The sequence below is a fragment of the Sphingobacterium psychroaquaticum genome (assembly GCF_004421025.1).
Lineage (GTDB): Bacteria > Bacteroidota > Bacteroidia > Sphingobacteriales > Sphingobacteriaceae > Sphingobacterium > Sphingobacterium psychroaquaticum.
Genome location: NZ_CP038029.1, coordinates 105,402 through 121,954, shown reverse-complemented (window position 1 = coordinate 121,954; position 16,553 = coordinate 105,402). Strand labels below are relative to the sequence as shown.

Genomic DNA, 16,553 nt, shown 5'->3' with positions numbered 1-16,553 from the left:
ATAAGTTTTTTCCCCGTTGGATGGCACCACTCGTACAAAACGTAGCGGGGATTTGTGTATTGAATGACAACAGAATCATGATTTAACGATGCTGCGTATATCAGGAAACCTGCCTCTACTTGTTATAAACACGCGTATCTGCACTAATAAAGAGGCCATCACCATAAATAAAGCACCTAGCAGCGACAACGGTGAACTACAGGCGACCAACTAATCAACTAACTCCCCTGCTAAATAAACAGATTGAACTTCATAGTCGGCATTAAAAACTAAGATGTTAGCCAACGACCCCACATTTAGATTCCCAATATCTGACCGACCAATTAACTCGGCTGGATATTGGGTAGCCATCCGGATTGCTTCATCCATAGGAATATGGACTTTTTCCACACAATTACGAATTGCTTGAAGCATCGTCAGCGCGCTTCCACTTAGTGTACCGTTCGGTAATGTGAAATGATCCTTTTGTTTTATGTGCTGATAGATCCCTTTTTCACAGGCACCTACAGCATCGGTAATAAGAAATAACCGACGTCCCAACAGCTGCTTACTTAAGCGCACGGCTTCAAAATCAACATGAATACCATCTACAATAACAGACGCCATCACATCCATATGCGCAAAAGCTGCACCGGGAAGCCCCACTTCTCGGTGATGCAGCCCCGACATTGCATTCCATAAATGTGTGGTCGCTTTTATTCCCTGATCAAACCCGCGTATCGCTTCATCAAATGTAGCAGCACTATGTCCTGCACTCAACAGTACGCCCTTTTCTAACAGTAATGTCAAACAAGCATCGGATAAAGGCTCCGGTGCCACCGTCATCATCTTTACCGCATCTCCAGCTTCTGCCAACAGATCATTTATATCTGTCACATTTGCCTCCACAATTAATTCCGCAGGGTGCGCCCCTCGTTTAAGCACATTCAAAAAAGGACCTTCCAAATGCAACCCCAATGCCACCGGAGAACCTGACGTACGATACACCGCAATAGCTTCTTTAAAGACCGCTAATGTATTGGTCGCTAAGGTTAGAAGGTAGGAAGTGCAGCCCTGCTTCAACAACTGTTGATCGATGCTTAAAAGAGACTCCGACGTCAACTCAGCGGAGAACAGATCTTCACCCGTCCCATAAATCTGTAAATCAATGAGTCCTGGACAAATCACCCCCTGTTGGACATCAATCTGTCTATAGTCGGCAGGAATAGCATGCTTTGGAAAAATTCCCTGAATCACTTCCCCATTGATTAACAAGGCCTGTCCGATAAAACTATCGTCTCCATTGTAAATCTGTCCATTAACCAAAGCAATCTTATTTCCCATCGGATCGAACAATTAGTTTATCAACTTATTACCTTCACTAGAAGATTTCAATAAATTATCTTTCAGCTCATTTTCCGCCTGCAACAGCTCTTGCTCTACGACTTTCCGCTTCTCCCGACCGTCGCGCTGAATCTGTAACACTTGCTCAATGGTAGAAACAATATCTTGGTTTGCTTTTTTGATGGTTTCAATATCCACAATACCGCGTTCGGTTTCCTTCGCCACGTTGATCGTGGATTCTTTCAGCATTTCCGAGTTCCGACGCAATAACTCATTCGTTGCATCGGTCACTGCCTTTTGTGCTTCTAACGCACGTTGCGAATGTGCAATGCCGAGTGTCAACACCATTTGATTTTTCCAGAGCGGAATGGTATTCACCAAAGAGGACTGTATTTTTTCCATCAATGCCGAACTATTGTTTTGCACCAATCGAATTTGCGGAGCCGTTTGCAACACCACCATACGCGTAAGCTTCAAGTCATGCACTTTCCGTTCAAAACGAACCACATGTTGTTCCATATCTTTGTACGCTTGAATCTTGTGCTGATCACCAGACTCCTCCGCTTCCCGCTTCATTTGAGGCAATGTTTGCTCATGTGCCTCTTTTAATTTTTCTTCGCCTGCCGCAATGTAGAGCGACAATTCTTTGAAATAATTTTGATTTTCGACAAACAGTTTATCAAAGATATTGACATCTTTTGCGAGACTTTTGTAATGCCCTTCCAGCTTCAGCTCAATCTGATGTATATTCTTTTCTACTGATTGATATTCCGTACGCATACGCTGCAATTTCTTTTTCATATTGTCGAAAAACGGAATAAGCGGTTTCTTATTGAGGTTCGCATCAAATGCCTTCACATCAGAGCGCAGACCCAAAAGAATATCTTCTGCCCCGCCCATATCTTTCGTCCGAACCTGCTTTAATATCTCATTCGAAAAATTACTCACCTTGGATTGACTCCCTACACCAAACTGAATAACATTGGTGGCTGAAGTCAGGTCTATTTTATCCTTATGCTGCTGGATAATGGATTTCTCCTCATCCGTAAAATTTACAGCAAGGCTATTCTTTTTATCTTGATTATCTTCAAACTCCGTCAGTTCCAAATTGGCCATAGTTTAATCTTTTAAAAGGTTTCTATTTTTTAATGTTTGAATATATACATCCGTTTCTGCCGAGACATCTAAAATCCCTGCTTTAAACTGATTGGTAACTTCTTGCTCAATAGCAACAGCAGCTTGCGCAAGAACCTCTTCTAATTTTCGTTTCGAATCTGTCGTTACAGCGTTTTTCAACTTCGAATTTTCAATCTCATCGTATTTCATCAATACACTGACAACGGTCGAATGTCGCACCAAAAACTTATCTGCTTCAATCTTATCTTTACTCTCCAGGAGCTGAAAGAGGTGAATAATCTTATCAATATCCCGCTGCATCGATGCATTTGTAATTTCTCGCCGCCAATACAACATGCGTTCGATAAAAACCTGCGGCGTATCCAGCGTAGCTTCTGTTAACTCGAGCTTCCCACTAGAGGATGCTGTAGGGATCCAGCGCAAAGGATGGATTTCGGCCAACTCCAGCCGCTGCAAATAAGGCTTAGCGCGATTTAGAAGCAAGCCATTTCCAACAATATAAGCGGACACATATCCACCAAATGTCAACAATAACCCTTGAGACATAGCCCCAACAAAATATATAAAGGAGGCGAACAATGCGAATTCCAATAACATAAAAGCGATAGCGGTCGCATACCAAGACTTAATCTTACTCTTCTTTGCTTGTGCTAACATCACAAACGGAAATAAGTGCACGGGCAATGGAATAAACATCACGATAGAGACAAAAGTCCATGTGAGCTGCTGTAATTCCCAACGCTTGGTTTTTTTTGTGGCAAATCCCATGTTGCAATTTAAATATTTTTTTTGAATGTGAATGCGCCACTTTCCTAGTATCTTCGCCTTCATGAAGATACTCATGGTTTGTCTAGGCAACATTTGCCGTTCGCCTTTGGCGCATGGCGTATTACAACACTATGCGACGCAGAAGGGTCTTCCTTGGGAAGTAGACTCTGCAGGCACCGGCGACTGGCATATCGGCCAAGCTCCGGATCGACGGTCTATAGCGGTAGCCCAAAAATATGGCATCGACATCTCCACACAACGTGCCCAATGGTTTGAACCTCATCTTTTTGATCAGTTTGATCAAATCTTAGTGATGGATCGCAATAATCTTCGCGATGTATTAGCTCAAGCGAGAAATGTAGCTGACAAGGCGAAGGTGCAACTATTCTTAACGGAGGGAGAGGTTCCTGACCCATACTACGATGATAACCTTTTTGAACCCGTTTATCGGCTTATTGCAGACCGGTGCGAAGAAATTGTTGTTCGATTTTAGTAAGTTTGCTTTTATAGATAAATATGAAAGCATCAGAAATAAATAAAAAATGGTCCGAACTGCAAAAGGCGGTTTCGCAGGACTTCGATACAGAAACGCCCGACATCAAAGTAATGTTGTTCTTAATTGGCGTACAAGAGCTTGGAAAAGGACCACAGACATTCTCTAAACGTCAAAAAGAGGAACTTATGCACATTGCAACTTGTCGTCTTTTCAGCGCAATGGGTTTTTATGAACTCAAAGGTCTCGACGAAGAGGGTTGGCCACACTGGGAGCTCGCAAAACCAATCCCGAACTATACGCTCTTAGAACAAGAAATGATCATGAAATCATTGATCATTGATTATTTTGACGGCATCTATACATTTGCTTAACTCATGATGAAAAAGAACAAAAACCTGAAGTCTTTGGTGCTATTGGCATGCAGCTTCTTTATATGCACAGCGCTTTTTGCAAAACCCCCTCTAAACCACTATGTACTGATCAAAACAGACAAGGGAGAATGTTTACTAAAACTGTATAATGAGACACCAAAACACCGAGACAACTTCGTGAAGTTGGTAAAAACAGGGTATTACGACAATTTGTTGTTCCACCGTGTTATCAATAACTTCATGGTACAAGGTGGGGATCCGGACTCCCGCAATGCTGCTCCAAAGCAAGAGCTTGGCAATGGTGGCCCGGAATATAAAATCATGTCAGAAATCCAGGAAGGACTGTTCCATAAGAAAGGAACAATTGGTGCTGCGCGCGACAACAACCCTGCAAAAGAATCTTCTGCATCTCAATTTTACTTGGTTCAGGGCAAGAAGTTCACCGAAGCTGGGTTGGATTCACTCGAGACACTTCGTATGCAAGGCAAGAAATTCTCTGCCGCGCAACGAGCTGCCTATACAACGATTGGCGGCACACCACATTTAGATGGTAATTACACCGTTTTTGGCGAATTGCTTCGTGGTATCCCTACGGTTGATGCGATTGCAGTGGTGAAAACCGACAGCAAAGATCGTCCTGTAGAGGATGTACATATGTCGATGAAACTTTTAACCCGTCGTGAAGCACTAAATCTCGAGCGTGAGGCAGCAGGCCTAAAACCTAAAACAGGATTTTTCACCAAGTTAGGAGACATGTTTTCCTCTAAGTATTATTAATCTATGAAGATTGTATCGTACAACGTGAATGGCATACGTGCGGCACTAAAGAAAGATTGGCTAGGTTGGCTAAAAGAAGAAAACCCAGATGTAGTTTGCCTCCAAGAGATCAAAGCAACCCCCGATCAAGTTCCTGAAATAACGCTACTCGAAGAGATGGGCTACGAACATTACTGGTATCCTGCCCAAAAGAAAGGGTATAGCGGAACGGCGATTTTTACCAAAATCACCCCAAAGCATATCGAATATGGCTGCGGCCATGAAGACTATGATTTTGAAGGACGGATAATACGGGCTGATTTCGATGATATCTCGGTTATCAGTGCTTATTTTCCTTCAGGAACGACAGGTGATGTACGTCAAGATTTCAAATATCAGTTTTTAGATGATTTCCAGGTCTACAGTGAAAAGCTTCGTTTAGAAAAACCAAATTTGGTGGTCTCGGGAGATTATAATATTTGTCATCGACCGATTGACATCCATAACCCCAAATCTAATGCGAACAGTTCTGGTTTCTTGCCAGCTGAGCGTGAATGGATGGAAAATTTTATCAATTCTGGTTTTATAGATTCTTTTCGACACTTAAACCCTGACCCTCATCAGTATACCTGGTGGAGTTATAGGGCTGGAGCTAGGGCTAAAAATCTAGGCTGGCGGATTGACTACAACATGGTTTCGGAACCGCTTCAGGATCGTATCGTCGCGAGTAGCATTCGTCCGCTCGCTGTACACTCTGACCACTGCCCGACGATTGTCGAAATAAAATAATAAAATTAGGGGGCGATTGCCCCCTAATAAATTCCTTAACGCCCTTGCTAGCTTGCCTGCGGTAGGCCAGTTTTCAACTCGTGTTTTTTTAGTAACGGACACGCGCTACAAGCTCGCGCCAGCACCTCCTTTATAGAGATAAATTCTTTAACTTACCAAAAGCTTATACCCTTTCCCGTGCACATTTACAATCTCTACACTAGGATCTTCCTTCAGGTATTTACGGAGCTTACTTAGAAATACATCCATACTCCGTCCCGTAAAATAATTATCATCATGCCAGATCTTAACCAGTGCTTCTTCTCGTGTCAAGACATCATTTTTATTCAAACACAACAGCCGTAACAGTTCAGCTTCTTTGGTAGACAACTTTTGCTGCTGACCTTTATATGAAATAATCTGACTGGTGTAATCGAAGAAATAATTACCTATTTCAAACTTATCCACGACTTGCTCATCGGTATCTTTCGCTGATCGCTTCAACAACGCATTAATACGAAGTAACAACTCCTCTACGCGAAAAGGTTTGGTGATATAATCATCTCCTCCAAGCTCGAAGGCCTGTGTTTTATCCTCCATCATCCCTTTTGCTGTCGCATAGATTATAGGAACAGTTTTGTCTACCTTACGAATATCCTTGCCTAAGGTAAATCCATCTTTTTTAGGCATCATAACATCCAAAATGCAGAGGTCAAACGTATCTTTTCGGAAAGCGTTCAATGCTTCTTCCCCATCTTGGCATAATGTCACGTCGAACTTTCCTTTTAACTCTAAATAGTCTTTTAAAAGTTCGCCTAAATTCGGGTCATCTTCAGCTAATAATATCTTTTGCATATAATGAAGCTATGTAAGTTTAATAATCAAGTTTCTCGTTTTTCAACGGAAAAGAAAGTTCAAACACCGTGCCTTTCTCTTTTTCACTCTTTACCTGTATTTTACCGTTCAATCGTTTTACGATGTCGTTGACATAACTAAGCCCCAAACCAAATCCTTTCACATTATGCACATTCCCTGTCGGGATACGGTAAAATTGGTCAAAAATCTTTTCTTTCTGGTCCTTTGTCATACCCATCCCTTTATCGGCAACGGTTATCACAATGCTATTCTTCACATTTTCAGTTCTGACAGTAATTTCAGGTTTATCACTACTGTATTTTATAGCGTTGTCAACTAAGTTAAAAAATACATTGGACAGATGCAATTCATCACCTATCACGAGGTCATCGGTTGCCAACATCTCCGTTTGCAAGGTACCACCCGCCTTTTGCAATTGCAGGTTCATACTATCCAACACGCCTTCAACCACCGAGTTAACATGCACATTAACCGATTCAATTTTCAGGTTTTCCTTCTCCAACCGGGCAATATTAAGCACCCGTTCTATATGATTCCCCAAGCGAACATTCTCTTCGTAAATGATATTCGCCAACCGGTTTACCCGTCTTTCATCCGAAGCAATCTCCGGATCCCGCAATGACTCACTTGCAATCATAATAGTTGCTACTGGCGTCTTGAACTCATGCGTCATGTTATTCATAAAATCGGTTTTCATTTCCGATATCTTCTTCTGTCGGAAAATAATGCTCAATGTATAAGCAAACGCACCAATCAACAAACCTAATAACGCAACCATCGGCACCATGAGATAACTCATGGTATCCCGGATAACAGATGACTTATTGGGGAAATATACCGAAAACAAACCTGGTGAGCTCCCCAAATCGTTCTCAAACAGCTTGGTGCTATAACGGGCATTTCGTTTATCGTTCTTCGGATATTTACTGTGCACCGTTTCGTAAATTATCGCAAGCTGGTTATCACGAACTTCGATATTAAATGGCGCATGAATATCTCTTTTTGCCAGTTCTATCTCTAACTCGTTCTTCAGAAACTCAATATTTATTCTTTCCCGGAATGGGCGTTTCGCCAATTCCATTCCAAATTCTACATCTTTTAAAATATCTCGGCTTTTCCCTCCAATAATTGCTAAGGTATCAAAAAGATTTTCCGCTCCCGCAAACTGTCGCTCGTTCAACGATCCAAGCTGTTGCTCTAATGCATGTAACTCAAAGGCAACTTTCGCATTGGTCTTCGGCATTAACGTTGCCGTTTGGATAGCCACGACCTGCCCATTGCGCACATACGGGATGATGAATCGTGTACTGTCATCCTTTGCCGGAATTAACGGAATCTGCTTCTTCGCAGTAAGTTCGATACCGGTATCAAAATACCCCTCTCCAATATACTTCTCCACGACGTTGAAATCAATCAGGTCCTGGTACCTCTTTCTCTTGATATAGGTCTCATAAAAGGCATTATTTACCGCGATGGCATTTGGATACTGCCCTTTTAGGTTGTCTTCAAACTCCTTATACTGTTGTTGGTAATCGAACTGTTGTATCTGAAGTTTTTTAATTTTATCCTGAATCTTTAGCTGATCGGCTAACAATTCTTCTTTTCGCTGTCTCTTTTCTTGATCCGCTTTATATTTCTGCTGGCTCAATCGCTCCTGCTCTTGCGCAAACTCAAAAATCTCACGCTTCTCTATTTTGCCTGCCACTGCAGTCAACGATGCTTTCACGGCCTCATCGAACAGCTGCCCCTTTTGCTTGTACGATTCACGTACAAAATAATATTGCATAGCCATCACCCCCAAAAGGGCAATGGACATCAACCATATGATCAGTGTTATGCTACGCTTCTTCATTTTTTACAAAAATAACCATGCTCTTTGTATACAAACTTGTTTTAACACATTTTAACAGCCTCAGAATAAACACTTAGCTTCATTTAACTCAATATAGAGCGTTTATATCGGTCCGAAAAATGGCCTTCTATAACAAAGAAGCACTAACCTACGAATTATAAACAACAACAAAATCCCTGACCCAAAGGATTTATCACAAAAGCCAAAACAAAAAACCTAATTTCTTGTCATTCAAAAGACAAAAAATCCAAAAAATGGCGCGATATTCGCACCACAAACATTTAGGCATAATTCTAATGGCCTAATAAAACACAAATACGTATGCTAAAACTACGACCCTTTTTTTTAGTCCTACTAACGGCACTGTTTCTCAGCAGCTGTATCAAGGATGAAGCACAGAATATGGAGGCAGACATCACCCAGGTGGTTATCGATCCTTCCACAACCCCCATGACACCCATCATTGGAAACAACACCATTGTACTTTATGTTTCTCCGAACATCTATGATGTAACTAAATTCAAATTTGATTTTAAAACGACAGAAGGAGCTAAAGTCAGCCCTGCAGCAGGTAGCGAGCAAGATTTCTCTGCGCCCATCACCTATACAGTAACCTCTCAAGATGGTCAGTTTAACAAACAATACACGGTGCAAGTCATTGAGCTTTCGGAGAGCACGATACCCAATGAATTTGCATTTGACAATTACATCATTGATGCCGCCAAACACTACACTATTTTTGTAGATGTTGTGAACGGTAAAACATTCGACAACTGGGCATCAGGAAATGGTGGATTTGCTATCAGTCAAACAGGGCTTAACAATCCGGAACAATACCCTACAACATTCACAACAACAGATAAAAGAAGTGGCACTTCGGCCGCGTTACTAGAGACGAAGTTAACGGGAGCTCTGGGTGCTATGTTTGGAAAACCTATTGCTGCAGGAAATCTGTTTATCGGTTCATTCAACACCAATTCTGCATTATTGGACCCACTGAACGCTACCCGTTTTGGCTTACCATACAATAGAATTCCGCTCGCCTTAGAAGGCTACTATAAATACAGCCCTGGGCCAAAGGTTACGGACAAAAACATGAAAGAGGTTAACATGGCAGACTCTTGCGACATATATGCCGTCCTGTACAACCGGGAAGAGCTTGCCGCGACAGAAAAAGGTAGAACCTACCTAAATGGTGGCGATATTCTAACACATAAAAGCATTGTAGCTATTGCCCGTTTAGAAAATGGAAGCAAGACAGAAGGAACAGGCTTTGTGCACTTCCGAGTACCTTTCCAATATAAAGCAGCCTTCAATGAGCGGCTCGTATTTAACATGGATTACAACCTTGCCATTGTGATGTCCTCTTCCAAATATGGCGATCAATTTTTGGGAGCTGTAGGCAGCAAACTGACCGTTGACGATATAAAGATTATTACCCAACAATGAGAAAGAACAACATAAAACCATACGTCATCGTCCTTCTAGCTCTTTTATGCTACAACTTGGGCCATGCAACTTCAATAGACAGTATTTTATCTAAAATTGAATTCAAAGTAATCGCCGGCTCCAAGGTTGGTGGTGCTGCTCCCCTATCGATGCCGGTTGAGATTCGAAAAATCCGAAGCTATTCGCCCGCAAATCCATACTTCATCGGGGCGGGTGCTCAATATCCGATTACTCCGAAATGGGGCGTATCATTAGGAGTCGTTTTTGAAGGAAAAGGCATGAACACCGATGCCACAGTAAAAGGCTATAAAACAACGTTCAATGCCAATGAAGATCCGACGGCTAATATCACGGGATACTATACGGGTGATATAACCACGAATGTGCAGAATTTATATATCAGCATCCCAATCCAGGCCACATATCAGCTATCACATCGTTGGCGGATGGAGCTTGGCCCATACATCTCCTTTGCGGTAAAACGTAAATTCTTTGGATCTGCTTATAATGGCTATATGCGCGAAGGCACGCCTGTTGGAGACCAAGTAGATATTGATAACGCAGACTATGACTTTAAGAACAGTGTGCGCCCTATTGATGTAGGTTTTAGCGCGGGCACACGTTATGGAATTTCCAAGCGTATTTTTGCTTTAGGACAATTAGACTACGGCTTTAACAACATTATGAAGACAGGTTTTGAAAGTATCAGCTTCGGTCTACATAACATCTTTCTTAACGTTGGTGTTGGCGTGAAATTTTAATATTAAACCTTTTAAGTTTATGGCAGTCTAACTGCCATAAACTCAGATATTATGAAAAATTTTTTATTGACGGCGCTAGGGACATTCTGTGCTCTTGCTGGCGTTATAGCACAAGAAAATAGTCCTTGCGACACCCCGCAAAAGACGAATTCCGATAAAAAATCATTGGAGAAAGTCTCCGTTACTAGCAGCGATAAAATAGAAGAAAAAACGCGTTATAAAGTTTTCGCAAGTCCAAGCAACAAAACGACACCTCAACAAGCGATGATCGAAATTCCCGTTGCAAAACCTAATACGCTCTATGAGTTTAATACCCCAATCAAAACGCTTTCTGGAAAAGGTAGTGTTAGAATGCCAGGAACAGAATTGCTTGATCTTGCAGAAAGAAGAAGAGATTCCCTCATGCAGAAGAATAGTATTATCAAAATAAGAACAATACCGATAAAATAGAATCTAAAAAGCCGAAATGCGATAACACACCCCGGCTTTTTAAGTAGATGCTTACGATGTAATTACATCTTAAGACCAATTTCACGTAAACGTTCATCGAGATACTGTCCAGCAGTATAATCTTCATACAATTTCGGATACGTTTCTGATACTGTAGAAGGCAAACTCGCCAGGCTCATTGCTGCTTTCGGGTGCAAGAAAAACGGCACAGAATAACGAGAGGTCTTCATCAATTCACGTGGCGGATTTACCACACGGTGCGTTGTAGACTTCAACTTATTATTAGTCAATCGCTGCAACATATCCCCCACATTAACGACAATATCTTCGCCTTTTGCCTTGATTGGAAACCAATCTCCCTCTTTCGTCATCACTTCTAAACCATCTGCACTAGCCCCAATCAGTAACGTGATTAAGTTAATATCTTCATGGGCCCCAGCGCGTACCGCATCCGGTGAAATTGCATCAGGATTTTCTATTGGAAAATAATGAATAGCCCGTAAAATCGAGTTGCCATTAATTACATATTGTTCAAAATAATCCTCTTCCAATGCCAAATAAGTAGCAATAGCTTTAAGCAGGTTTCGTCCTGCATCCTCCAATTTTTTATACACCTCCGCTGTTACTGCATTAAATCGAGGTAATTCTTCTACCAATGGATTATCTGGAAAATCGGCTTTACTATACGTCTCGCCAACAATCGTTTGACCGCGCTGCCAAAACTCCTTCAGATCGGGCGTATTAGCATCTTTCGCCTTCTCTCTACCCTTGGCCGTATAGCCGCGTTGTCCGGCAAGCTCAAGAAACTCATACTTTCGTTTAGTTTCCTCTTCTTGATCAAAAAAAGCCTTTACTACGGCATACAGCTCATCGATTAAATCTTGGCTTAAGCCATGGTTAGCGATCGTTACAAACCCCGTCTCGTTAAATGCTTTTCCAATATCTTGTGCAAATTGGTGACGTTGCTCGGCGGTACCTTCTGTATATTGTAGAAGGTCCAATCTCGGAATGTTTACTAATGCCATAGTTTTTGTAAATTTGTATACAAAGGTAACAGAATAATAATGGCATAAACCTAAATGATGTTTGTAATGCCACAAAAAACCAATATAAACAACAGTAATACAGTAATTAAAGTTTTCAACATTTAAAAAAAGCGATAAAATACTCCCTTCTTTCTACAGCCGTTCTATTTTCGCCCAAATTTTATCTTTTTTATTCAAAAGCCTTGTTTTCTAAAATACAATCTCGTAGATTTGTTATGCTTGCATAGCAAATTAAAATCAGATTATGAGCCAAGATAATACTATAGACTACTTTTTAAAGACGAGCTGGCAGAACGTCGCCAATAAGTATAATGTCATTGCCAGTCAATATGGGTTCACCCAGGCGGCAGGTTACATTTTGATAAACATTCACAAAGACGGGACCTCTGTTTCACAAATCGCTAATTCTACGGGTGTCAAAACAACTTCCCTATCTAGAGTGTTAAGTAATTTAGAATCACTAGGTTTTATTTATCGCGAGGTAAATGCTTCCGACAAACGTTCGGTAAAAGTATACCTTACAGCATTAGGAAAAGAAAAGCGAAAAATTGCTAAAGATGTGGTTCGGGAGTTCAATGAGCACCTGGAGTCTCATTTAACAGAAAAAGAAAAAGCTCAGCTCATCAAATCCTTACAACGGATCAACGAGCTAGCAGCAACATACGCTCCAAAAGTAGAAGAAGCTATTTGATAATATAAATTGATAAATCGCTTGGCAGGCAATCTGTTCGAACAAAGAAATATTGTTATAAACCAAAACAGCGCGTCTCCAGCATGATTAAATGATAAATAGTATGCATACAAACAGAAATATTAGAAAAGTTGCTGTCCTTGGCTCGGGTGTAATGGGCTCTCGGATCGCTTGTCACTTTGCCAACATCGGTATGGAGGTGCTACTTTTAGATATCGTTCCGCGTGAGCTATTGCCAGCAGAGGAAGCCAAGGGCTTAACCTTAGAACACCCTGCTGTACGCAACCGCATTGTAAACAGCTCGCTTGAAACAGCTTTAAAAACGAACCCTTCCCCTATTTATAGCAAAAGCTATATTTCGCGCGTAAAAACCGGGAATTTCGACGATAACATGAAAGATATTGCTCAATATGACTGGGTTATCGAAGTGGTTGTCGAACGCTTAGACATTAAAAAATCTGTTTTCGAACAGGTTGAACAATACCGTAAACCGGGGACCTTAATTACATCCAACACCTCGGGTATCCCTATTCACTTGATGACAGAAGGTCGTTCGGATGATTTTAAAGCGCATTTCTGCGGCACACACTTTTTCAATCCGCCCCGTTACTTAGAGCTTCTCGAAATAATCCCAACGCCAGCCACCAAACCAGAGGTTGTTGACTTTTTGGTTCATTTTGGTGACAAAATGTTGGGAAAAACAGTCGTACTATGTAAAGACACGCCTGCATTTATCGGAAACCGTGTCGGTGTATACTCTATGTTAGCGGTTGCCCACCTCGTAGAGCAGATGGGCCTAACGGTTGAAGAAGTCGACAAATATACGGGACCAGCAATGGGACACCCTAAGTCGGCAACATTCCGAACAGCTGATGTTGTCGGGCTAGACACGCTGGTAAACGTCGCTAACGGTCTGACACAAAATGCACCGAATGATGAAGCAAAAGGGGCATTTCAACTCCCGGCCTATCTGACAAAAATGGTAGAAAACAAATGGCTTGGAGAGAAATCAAAACAAGGGTTCTACAAAAAAGTCAAGGATGAACAAGGCAATTCAGCCATTCTTTCCTTAGACCTAAAGACGCTTGAATATAAAGAGCAAACAAAAGTCAAATCCGCCACCCTTGAAGCAACGAAACCTGTCGAAGATATCCGCAAGCGGATGAAGGTTTATGAAAAAGGAACGGACACAGCAGGGCAGTTTTTTCGCGCCATGCATTATCCTTTGTTTGAATATGTGTCGCACCGCGTGCCAGAGATAACCGATGATTTTTATCGAATTGACGACGCAATGCGCGCTGGTTTTGGTTGGGAAATAGGCCCCTTCGAAGTGTGGGATGCACTAGGCGTACGTGAAACAATAGAAAAAATAAAAACCGAAGAAAAGCGCCTTCCCGGACAAACAGGTACGGTAGCAACTTGGGTACAAGAGATGCTGGACGCAGGGGTCGAATCCTTTTATAAAGTGATCGACGGCGTGCGCAACTACTACGATATCAAAACAAAATCATACCTCCCAATCCCAGGCACAGAAAATCTGATTGTATTAGATCATATCCGGGAGAGCAAAACGATATGGAAAAATACGGGGGTCACGATTACTGACTTGGGCGACGGCATCATCAATTGTGAATTTCATACGAAGATGAACACAATTGGCGGGGATGTTATTCAAGGCATAAATAAAGCGATTGACCTCGCAGAAAAGGAATACCGGGGGCTGGTAATCACCAATGAAGGCAAGAACTTCTCCGCCGGTGCAAACATCGGGATGATCTTTATGATGGCAGTAGAGCAGGATTATGATGAATTAAACATGTCGGTTCGTATGTTCCAAAATACTTCCATGCGTATCCGTTACTCTTCTATCCCTGTTGTCGTTGCCCCATTCCAGATGACATTAGGTGGTGGCTGTGAGTTCTCCATGCATGCTGATTTTGTACAGCTTCATGCAGAAACTTATATGGGCCTTGTAGAGTTCGGTGTTGGTGTAATTCCTGGCGGAGGAGGGACAAAGGAGTTTGCATTACGCGCTTCCGATGAGTTTAGAGCGGACCAGATTACGCAGAACACTTTACGCGAGCGGTTCCTTACGGTAGGTCAAGCGAAGGTGTCAACTTCAGCTGTTGAAGCGGCTGAACTAGGTTACTTGGAAGCTGGTAAATATGCGATTACAATGAATCGGAAACGCCTGCTTGCGGATGCTAAGGCAAAAGCACTTGAACTTGCGAATGCGGGTTATGTACAGCCAGCACCACGTAACAACATTAAAGTATTGGGTAATCAAGGTCTAGGTATTGTTTATGTGGGGGCATCGTCTATGCGTGCAGGAAACTACATCTCTGACCACGATAAAAAGATTTCCGAAAAATTAGGATGGGTGATGTGTGGCGGCAACTTATCTGCACCAACAGAAGTATCAGAACAATACTTACTTGATATGGAACGGAAAGCCTTCTTAGAGCTTTGCGCTGAGCGCAAAACCGTAGAGCGAATTCAATTTATGCTCACGAAGGGAAAACCATTGCGCAATTAGAGAGTAGATGGCAGGGGGTAGATTGTAGAGACACAAATCCCGAAGGGCTCAGCGTAGCTAAATTTTGTGTCTAAAACTAAAAAAACAATAAAACATGGAAGCATACATCATAGCAGGATATCGCACAGCAGTAGGCAAAGCCCCACGTGGAGCTTTCCGATTTATGCGTGCAGACGATTTAGCCGCTGACGTCATAAAGCAGCTCGTGGCGAGTGTCCCTAATCTTAATGTTGAAGAAATAGACGACGTGATTGTCGGAAATGCCATGCCAGAGGCTGAACAAGGACTTAACGTAGGTCGTTTGATTTCTCTGATGGGTTTAAATACAGATAAAGTCCCAGGAGTAACTGTAAACCGTTACTGTGCATCTGGACTAGAAACTATTGCAACAGCTGTTGCTAAAATAAAAGCCGGTATGGCCGATTGTATTATTGCCGGAGGGGTGGAGGTTATGTCAGGCATGCCTTTCGGGGGATGGAAAATTGTACCAAACCCCGTGGTGGCAAAAGAAAATCCAGATTGGTACTGGGGAATGGGCCTTACCGCTGAAGCTGTAGCAAAAGAGTACAATGTTTCACGTGCCGATCAGGACGCCTTTGCCTTACGCTCACACCAAAAAGCAATCGAGGCACAGAAGAATGGCTATTTAAATGCGGGTATCGTGCCGATTACCGTTACCGAGAACTACGTCAAAGATGGAAAAATCGCACAACGGACGTATACGGTAGATCGTGATGAGGGTCCGCGCGCGGACACAACTACAGATGCTTTAGCCAAATTACGCCCTGTGTTCGCTGCTGATGGCTGTGTAACAGCCGGAAATTCTTCACAAACATCGGATGGCGCGGCTTTTGTATTAGTCGTTTCAGAGACCAAACTTAAAGAACTTGGCGTTAAACCTATTGCCCGGCTAGTCAGTTATGCCGCAGCAGGTGTCCCTCCAAGGATTATGGGCATAGGTCCAATCTATGCTATTCCAAAAGCGCTAAAGCAAGCTAATCTAAAAAAGGAAGATCTCAGCTTGATCGAACTCAACGAAGCATTTGCTTCCCAATCTCTTGCCGTCATTCGAGAACTCGGCCTGGATGAATCCAAAGTAAATATTAACGGTGGCGCTATAGCCTTGGGACACCCACTCGGTTGCACTGGAGCCAAGCTAACGGTTCAATTGTTGAATGATCTTCAGCGACGAAAAGAGAAATACGGAATGGTAACAATGTGCGTAGGAACCGGACAGGGAGCTGCGGGAATATTCGAAATGTTAGATTAATTT

16 protein-coding genes are annotated in these 16,553 nt (G+C 42.3%); 10 read left to right on the top strand and 6 right to left on the bottom strand.

Annotated features, from left to right (window positions below; genetic code table 11):
- Positions 1 to 210: 210 nt before the first annotated feature.
- The 3 genes from nagA to E2P86_RS00550 are packed head-to-tail and all read right to left on the bottom strand — an operon-like array spanning position 211 to position 3,228.
- A complete protein-coding gene (gene nagA / locus E2P86_RS00560) occupies positions 211 to 1,323 on the bottom strand; it encodes an N-acetylglucosamine-6-phosphate deacetylase (protein WP_134430041.1) in 1,113 nt (370 codons plus the stop codon).
- Between the two features lie 12 nt (positions 1,324 to 1,335).
- On the bottom strand, positions 1,336 to 2,439 hold the full coding sequence (locus E2P86_RS00555) for a toxic anion resistance protein (protein ID WP_134430037.1): 1,104 nt from the start codon (positions 2,437 to 2,439) through the stop codon (positions 1,336 to 1,338).
- A 3-nt stretch (positions 2,440 to 2,442) separates the two neighbouring features.
- Positions 2,443 to 3,228, bottom strand: coding sequence for a hypothetical protein (locus E2P86_RS00550; protein WP_134430034.1), 786 nt, complete (start codon positions 3,226 to 3,228; stop codon positions 2,443 to 2,445).
- 61 nt (positions 3,229 to 3,289) lie between these two features.
- Here E2P86_RS00550 and E2P86_RS00545 point away from each other — a divergent pair, with 61 nt between their 5' ends.
- From E2P86_RS00545 to E2P86_RS00530, 4 genes are read left to right on the top strand one after another with little or no spacing between them, the layout of a single operon-like run.
- Positions 3,290 to 3,721 (top strand): low molecular weight protein-tyrosine-phosphatase, encoded by a 432-nt coding sequence (locus tag E2P86_RS00545; protein ID WP_085474202.1) that lies wholly within the window; start codon positions 3,290 to 3,292, stop codon positions 3,719 to 3,721.
- A gap of 23 nt (positions 3,722 to 3,744) precedes the next feature.
- Positions 3,745 to 4,095: a hypothetical protein gene (locus E2P86_RS00540; RefSeq protein ID WP_085474035.1), complete on the top strand. Its 351-nt coding sequence runs from the start codon at positions 3,745 to 3,747 to the stop codon at positions 4,093 to 4,095.
- A 3-nt stretch (positions 4,096 to 4,098) separates the two neighbouring features.
- Complete coding sequence (locus E2P86_RS00535; protein WP_240775547.1) at positions 4,099 to 4,872, top strand: peptidylprolyl isomerase; 774 nt, start codon at positions 4,099 to 4,101, stop codon at positions 4,870 to 4,872.
- Positions 4,873 to 4,875: 3 nt separating this feature from the next.
- The gene (locus tag E2P86_RS00530; RefSeq protein ID WP_134430031.1) at positions 4,876 to 5,640 is read left to right on the top strand and encodes an exodeoxyribonuclease III; all 765 of its coding nucleotides are present in this window, start codon (positions 4,876 to 4,878) and stop codon (positions 5,638 to 5,640) included.
- 147 nt (positions 5,641 to 5,787) lie between these two features.
- On the opposite strand, the gene E2P86_RS00525 is transcribed toward E2P86_RS00530, so the two are convergent.
- Together E2P86_RS00525 and E2P86_RS00520 are read right to left on the bottom strand one after the other, a co-directional pair.
- Complete coding sequence (locus E2P86_RS00525) at positions 5,788 to 6,474, bottom strand: response regulator transcription factor (protein WP_085474032.1); 687 nt, start codon at positions 6,472 to 6,474, stop codon at positions 5,788 to 5,790.
- Positions 6,475 to 6,493: 19 nt separating this feature from the next.
- Positions 6,494 to 8,347 (bottom strand): sensor histidine kinase, encoded by a 1,854-nt coding sequence (locus tag E2P86_RS00520; protein ID WP_085474031.1) that lies wholly within the window; start codon positions 8,345 to 8,347, stop codon positions 6,494 to 6,496.
- A 321-nt stretch (positions 8,348 to 8,668) separates the two neighbouring features.
- Here E2P86_RS00520 and E2P86_RS00515 point away from each other — a divergent pair, with 321 nt between their 5' ends.
- Genes E2P86_RS00515 through E2P86_RS00505 form a run of 3 tightly spaced genes read left to right on the top strand, consistent with a single transcriptional unit; the run spans position 8,669 to position 11,007 of the window.
- The gene (locus E2P86_RS00515) at positions 8,669 to 9,796 is read left to right on the top strand and encodes a PCMD domain-containing protein (protein ID WP_134430028.1); all 1,128 of its coding nucleotides are present in this window, start codon (positions 8,669 to 8,671) and stop codon (positions 9,794 to 9,796) included.
- Positions 9,793 to 10,557: a porin family protein gene (locus E2P86_RS00510; protein WP_085474029.1), complete on the top strand. Its 765-nt coding sequence runs from the start codon at positions 9,793 to 9,795 to the stop codon at positions 10,555 to 10,557. The genes E2P86_RS00515 and E2P86_RS00510 overlap by 4 nt, the downstream gene beginning before the upstream one ends.
- A gap of 51 nt (positions 10,558 to 10,608) precedes the next feature.
- A complete protein-coding gene (locus E2P86_RS00505; protein ID WP_134430025.1) occupies positions 10,609 to 11,007 on the top strand; it encodes a hypothetical protein in 399 nt (132 codons plus the stop codon).
- Positions 11,008 to 11,069: 62 nt separating this feature from the next.
- Here the strand turns inward: E2P86_RS00505 and E2P86_RS00500 are convergent, their stop codons facing one another.
- Positions 11,070 to 12,032, bottom strand: coding sequence for an isopenicillin N synthase family dioxygenase (locus E2P86_RS00500; RefSeq protein WP_134430022.1), 963 nt, complete (start codon positions 12,030 to 12,032; stop codon positions 11,070 to 11,072).
- Positions 12,033 to 12,297: 265 nt separating this feature from the next.
- On the opposite strand from E2P86_RS00500, the gene E2P86_RS00495 reads away from it, so the two are divergent.
- The 3 genes from E2P86_RS00495 to E2P86_RS00485 all read left to right on the top strand — a co-directional run bounded on the left by E2P86_RS00495 (position 12,298) and on the right by E2P86_RS00485 (position 16,550).
- Entirely contained in the window at positions 12,298 to 12,744 is a 447-nt protein-coding gene (locus tag E2P86_RS00495) for a MarR family winged helix-turn-helix transcriptional regulator (protein WP_085474025.1), read from the top strand.
- A 103-nt stretch (positions 12,745 to 12,847) separates the two neighbouring features.
- A complete protein-coding gene (locus E2P86_RS00490; protein ID WP_134430019.1) occupies positions 12,848 to 15,280 on the top strand; it encodes a 3-hydroxyacyl-CoA dehydrogenase/enoyl-CoA hydratase family protein in 2,433 nt (810 codons plus the stop codon).
- Between the two features lie 94 nt (positions 15,281 to 15,374).
- Complete coding sequence (locus E2P86_RS00485) at positions 15,375 to 16,550, top strand: acetyl-CoA C-acyltransferase (RefSeq protein WP_085474024.1); 1,176 nt, start codon at positions 15,375 to 15,377, stop codon at positions 16,548 to 16,550.
- Positions 16,551 to 16,553: the final 3 nt, after the last annotated feature.

What these genes read in the sequence shown, in the direction of transcription:
- E2P86_RS00495 (WP_085474025.1), top strand. Translation starts at nt 12,298, where the DNA reads ATGAGCCAAGATAATACTATAGACTACTTTTTAAAGACGAGCTGGCAG.
- E2P86_RS00505 (WP_134430025.1), top strand. Translation starts at nt 10,609, where the DNA reads ATGAAAAATTTTTTATTGACGGCGCTAGGGACATTCTGTGCTCTTGCT.
- nagA (WP_134430041.1), bottom strand. Translation starts at nt 1,323, where the DNA reads ATGGGAAATAAGATTGCTTTGGTTAATGGACAGATTTACAATGGAGAC.
- E2P86_RS00500 (WP_134430022.1), bottom strand. Translation starts at nt 12,032, where the DNA reads ATGGCATTAGTAAACATTCCGAGATTGGACCTTCTACAATATACAGAA.
- E2P86_RS00535 (WP_240775547.1), top strand. Translation starts at nt 4,099, where the DNA reads ATGATGAAAAAGAACAAAAACCTGAAGTCTTTGGTGCTATTGGCATGC.
- E2P86_RS00510 (WP_085474029.1), top strand. Translation starts at nt 9,793, where the DNA reads ATGAGAAAGAACAACATAAAACCATACGTCATCGTCCTTCTAGCTCTT.
- E2P86_RS00490 (WP_134430019.1), top strand. Translation starts at nt 12,848, where the DNA reads ATGCATACAAACAGAAATATTAGAAAAGTTGCTGTCCTTGGCTCGGGT.
- E2P86_RS00545 (WP_085474202.1), top strand. Translation starts at nt 3,290, where the DNA reads ATGAAGATACTCATGGTTTGTCTAGGCAACATTTGCCGTTCGCCTTTG.
- E2P86_RS00530 (WP_134430031.1), top strand. Translation starts at nt 4,876, where the DNA reads ATGAAGATTGTATCGTACAACGTGAATGGCATACGTGCGGCACTAAAG.
- E2P86_RS00485 (WP_085474024.1), top strand. Translation starts at nt 15,375, where the DNA reads ATGGAAGCATACATCATAGCAGGATATCGCACAGCAGTAGGCAAAGCC.
- E2P86_RS00540 (WP_085474035.1), top strand. Translation starts at nt 3,745, where the DNA reads ATGAAAGCATCAGAAATAAATAAAAAATGGTCCGAACTGCAAAAGGCG.
- E2P86_RS00525 (WP_085474032.1), bottom strand. Translation starts at nt 6,474, where the DNA reads ATGCAAAAGATATTATTAGCTGAAGATGACCCGAATTTAGGCGAACTT.
- E2P86_RS00520 (WP_085474031.1), bottom strand. Translation starts at nt 8,347, where the DNA reads ATGAAGAAGCGTAGCATAACACTGATCATATGGTTGATGTCCATTGCC.
- E2P86_RS00555 (WP_134430037.1), bottom strand. Translation starts at nt 2,439, where the DNA reads ATGGCCAATTTGGAACTGACGGAGTTTGAAGATAATCAAGATAAAAAG.
- E2P86_RS00515 (WP_134430028.1), top strand. Translation starts at nt 8,669, where the DNA reads ATGCTAAAACTACGACCCTTTTTTTTAGTCCTACTAACGGCACTGTTT.
- E2P86_RS00550 (WP_134430034.1), bottom strand. Translation starts at nt 3,228, where the DNA reads ATGGGATTTGCCACAAAAAAAACCAAGCGTTGGGAATTACAGCAGCTC.